Source organism: Streptomyces phytophilus (assembly GCF_013870535.1).
GTDB classification, from domain to species: domain Bacteria; phylum Actinomycetota; class Actinomycetes; order Streptomycetales; family Streptomycetaceae; genus Streptomyces; species Streptomyces phytophilus.
The window spans coordinates 1-4,075 of sequence record NZ_JACBXC010000522.1 but is presented as its reverse complement, the minus strand read 5'-3'; the positions used below and the strand labels follow the sequence as shown (position 1 = coordinate 4,075).

Sequence of the window (4,075 nt, the reverse complement as noted above, 5' to 3'; positions counted from 1 at the left end):
GTGCACGCTGACGCCGGGCACGGGCTGCTGCACGTCGCGCACCTCGACCACGGCGCCGGAGCCGAGCCGGAGCCGGCCGGTGTCGGCGAGCTGGCCGCCGCCCTCCGCGTAGAAGGGGGTGCGGTCGAGGATCACCTCGACCTCGTCGCCCTCGGTGGCGGCGGGCGCGGCCACGCCGCCGACCAGCAGGCCGACGACGGTGGACTCGGCGTCGGTGTGGGTGTAGCCGGTGAACTCGGTGGCGCCGGCGGCGTCGGCGACCTCGCGGTACGCCGACAGGTCGGCGTGGCCGGTCTTCTTGGCGGCGGCGTCCGCCTTGGCCCGGTCCCGCTGCTCCTTCATCAGCCGCCGGAAGCCGTCCTCGTCGACCGTCAGGCCCTGCTCGCCGGCCATCTCCAGGGTGAGGTCGATGGGGAAGCCCCAGGTGTCGTGGAGCAGGAACGCCTTGTCGCCGGGGAGCACGCCGGAGCCGGCGGACCTGGCCTCGGTGACGGCGGTGTCCAGCACGTTGGTGCCGGCCTTGAGGGTCTTGAGGAAGCGGGCCTCCTCGGCGAGCGCGACGGACTCGATGCGCTTGCGGTCGGCGACCAGCTCCGGGTACTGCTCGCCCATCGTGGCGATGACGACGTCGACCAGCTCGCCGACGACGGGGCCGTCGGCGCCGAGCAGCTTCATGTTGCGTACGGCGCGGCGCATGATGCGGCGCAGCACGTAGCCCCGGCCCTCGTTGCCGGGGGTGACGCCGTCGCCGATGAGCATGACGGAGGCGCGCATGTGGTCGGAGACGACGCGCAGCGAGACGTCCGAGTGGTCGGCGGCGCCGTAGCGGACGCCGGTCAGCTCCTCGGCCTTGTCGATGACGGCGCGCGAGGTGTCGATCTCGTACATGTTGTGCACGCCCTGCAGGATCATCGCGAGGCGTTCGAGGCCGAGGCCGGTGTCGATGTTCTGCTGGGGCAGGTCGCCGAGGATCGGGTAGTCCTTGCCCTTGCCGGGGCCGCGCACGTACTGCATGAAGACCAGGTTCCAGATCTCCACGTAGCGCTCGTCGTTGACGGCGGGGCCGCCCGCCTCGCCGAACTCGGGGCCGCGGTCGTAGCTGACCTCGGAGCAGGGGCCGCAGGGACCGGGCACGCCCATGTCCCAGTAGTTCTCCTCCTTGCCCAGGCGCTGGATGCGCTCCGGGGGCACGCCGACCACGTCGCGCCAGATGCGCTCGGCCTCGTCGTCGTCCTCGTAGACCGTGATCCACAGGCGCTCGGGGTCCAGGCCGTACCCCCCCGCGTCCTGCGTGCTGGTGAGCAGCTCCCAGGCGAGGGTGGCGGCGCCCTCCTTGAAGTAGTCCCCGAAGGAGAAGTTGCCGCACATCTGGAAGAACGTACCGTGCCGGGTGGTCTTGCCGACCTCTTCGATGTCCGGGGTGCGGATGCACTTCTGCACGCTGGTGGCGCGCTTGTAGGGCGGGGTGGCCTCGCCGAGGAAGTACGGCTTGAAAGGGACCATGCCGGCGTTGATGAGGAGCAGCGTGGGGTCGTCGGCGATCAGCGACGCCGACGGCACGACCGTGTGCCCGCGCTCTTCGAAGAAGCGCAGCCAGCGGCGGCGGATTTCGGCCGACTCCATCAGTGGTCCTCTTTCAAGTCGCGATTGCGGTGGTACGGGTTCCGGCCGGCCGGGCGGCGCCGCGCGGCCTTCCGTTCGAGCTGTGCCTTGGCGCGCTGCCCCGGCAGTTCCGCGGGGCGGTCGCGGGGGCTGAGCCCGAGGGCGTCGTTGAGCTGGTCCTCGCGCTCGGCCATCGCGGCGCGCACGTCCTGGGCGAAGAGCAGGGCGCGGCGGCCGGTGTCGACGGCGCGGTTGGCGGCCGTGGCGGCGATGCCCTCCGGGGAGACGCGGCGCATCGCGCGCTGCGCCTTCAGGGTGGCCCAGACTCCGGTGGCCGCACCGGTCGTGAACCAGAAGGTCCGACGGAACATGCTGCTCAGCCCTTTCTGCGCCTGGCGGAAAAGCCCCGGCGGGCGGCGGGCACCCGGGCGGCGGACCCGCGCACCGGGCCGCCGACGATCACCTCGCCGCCGTCGTCCCCGCCCGCGCCGCGGTTCCGGCCGAGCGCACGGCGCACCCCGTACCCGAACGCGGCCACCTTCACCAGGGGGCCGCCGAAGGCGGTGGAGACGGTGGAGGACAGGGCCGAGGCGTTGGCCGTGACCTCCTGGACGTCGGAGGCGATGGCGTCGACCCGGGCGAGCTGCGTGTTCGCCGAGCGGACCGTGGCGCCGGCCTCCGCGAGGAGCGGCACGGCCTCCTCGGTGACGCGCGTGACCAACTCGCTTGCGGCGCGGAGCGTCCGGGCGAGCCGGAAGAGGGCCACGGCCAGGAAAGAGACCAGGATGGCCCAGAAGACGGCCACGAGGATGCCGGCCACCTCTCCACCGGACACGATGCACCGCTCCTTCAGGGCTGCTCGCCGGGCGAGTCGACGGGGTGTTGCGCTGCCAGGGCAGGCTCCGACCCTATCGCGCCGGACCGACAGCGCCGTACCGGATTAACCCCCGTGCACAGGGGAGTTGCGCGAGCGGATTGTACGTTGCGCATACTTCCGCGCACGTTCCGTGCTCCCGCCGGGAGCGGAGTGCGTCAGCGCGCGTAGTACTCCACGACCAGCTGCTCGTCGCAGATGACGGGGATCTCGCGGCGGTTGGGCTCGCGGTCCAGCCGGAAGGCGAGCGCCGGCAGGTTGACCTCCAGGTAGCGGGGGGTCTCGCCGTCCGTGGCGTAGCCGCCCTCGCGCGCGACCTGGAAGGGGTACTTCTCGCGGCTGCGCTCGCGGACCTTGACCACGTCGTCGGGGCGGACGCGGAAGGACGGCTTGTCGACCTTGCGGCCGTTGACCTCGATGTGGCCGTGCACGACCATCTGCCGGGACTGGTAGACGGTCCTGGCCAGGCCCGCGCGCAGGACCAGCGCGTCCAGGCGGCGCTCCAGCTCGACGATCAGTGCCTCACCGGTCTTGGCCTGCACCTTGCTGGCGCGCTCGTACGCCCGGACGAGCTGGCGCTCGCTGATGTCGTACTGCGCGCGCAGCCGCTGCTTCTCCAGCAGCCGCACCTTGTAGTCGCTGGTCTGCTTGCGGCCGCGGCCGTGCATGCCAGGCGGGTACGGGCGGGCCTCGAAGTACTTGGCGGCCTTCGGGGTGAGCGGGATGCCGAGGGCCCGCGACTTGCGGACCTTGGGGCGCGGCTGGTTCACGTGGTTCCATCCTCCTTGAGGAAGTTAGGCAAGGCTTACCTTAAGCGATGTCGGCGCTCTCGCGCTGCTACCTAGAAAAACGCGCCCGCGATTTCGGGCATTCCCGGCGACCGGGCGCCGTGATCCGCGTCACCAGGCGGCCCGGGGGCCCGTGCGCCGCGGGTCAGTCGCCCCCGTCGCCGCCCCGGCCGGGACCGTCCTGGCCCCCGCCCGCCAGCCGCTCGCGCACCCGCTCGACCACCTCGGCGTACCGCGCCTCCGCGCCGTACCGCGTCGGCTCGTAGTACCTGCGGTCGCCGAGGGCGTCCGGGGCGTACTGCTGGGCGGCGATGGCGCCGGGGACGTCGTGCGGGTACACGTACCCCTGCGCGTGCCCCAGCTTCTCCGCGCCCTTGTAGTGCCCGTCCCGCAGATGCGCCGGCACCGGGCCCGCCTTCCCGGCCCGTACGTCGTCCATCGCGGCGCCGATGGCCTTCGTCACCGCGTTGGACTTCGGGGCCAGCGCGAGCGCCACCGTGGCGTGCGCCAGCGTCAGCGCCGCCTCCGGGAAGCCGATCATGGCCACCGCCTGGGCCGCCGCGACCGCCGTCTGCAGCGCGGCGGAGTCGGCGAGGCCGATGTCCTCGCTGGCGGAGATCATCAGCCGCCGGGCGATGAACCGCGGGTCCTCGCCCGCCTCGATCATGCGCGCCAGATAGTGCAGCGCCGCGTCCACGTCGGAGCCGCGCACGGACTTGATCAGGGCGCTGGCCACGTCGTAGTGCTGGTCGCCGTCCCGGTCGTACGCCACGGCGGCGCGGTCCACCGCCGCCTCCAGCGTCGGCAGCGA

The 4,075-nt window shown here is 72.5% G+C and carries 5 protein-coding genes; all 5 read right to left on the bottom strand.

The window, feature by feature from the left end; genetic code table 11:
• On the bottom strand, window positions 1-1,623 hold a 1,623-nt coding region (gene alaS / locus H5J30_RS20545), incomplete at its 3' end, for an alanine--tRNA ligase (protein WP_181788867.1).
• Entirely contained in the window at window positions 1,623-1,973 is a 351-nt protein-coding gene (locus H5J30_RS20540; protein ID WP_181788866.1) for a DUF6167 family protein, read from the bottom strand. The genes alaS and H5J30_RS20540, both read right to left, overlap by 1 nt.
• Before the next feature lie 5 nt (window positions 1,974-1,978).
• Window positions 1,979-2,437, bottom strand: coding sequence for a DUF948 domain-containing protein (locus H5J30_RS20535; protein WP_181788865.1), 459 nt, complete (start codon window positions 2,435-2,437; stop codon window positions 1,979-1,981).
• 197 nt (window positions 2,438-2,634) lie between these two features.
• A complete protein-coding gene (gene rpsD / locus H5J30_RS20530) occupies window positions 2,635-3,246 on the bottom strand; it encodes a 30S ribosomal protein S4 (RefSeq protein WP_181788864.1) in 612 nt (203 codons plus the stop codon).
• 163 nt (window positions 3,247-3,409) lie between these two features.
• Window positions 3,410-4,075 (bottom strand): AAA family ATPase (locus H5J30_RS20525; RefSeq protein ID WP_508470577.1); only part of this gene is annotated, 666 nt, incomplete at its 5' end.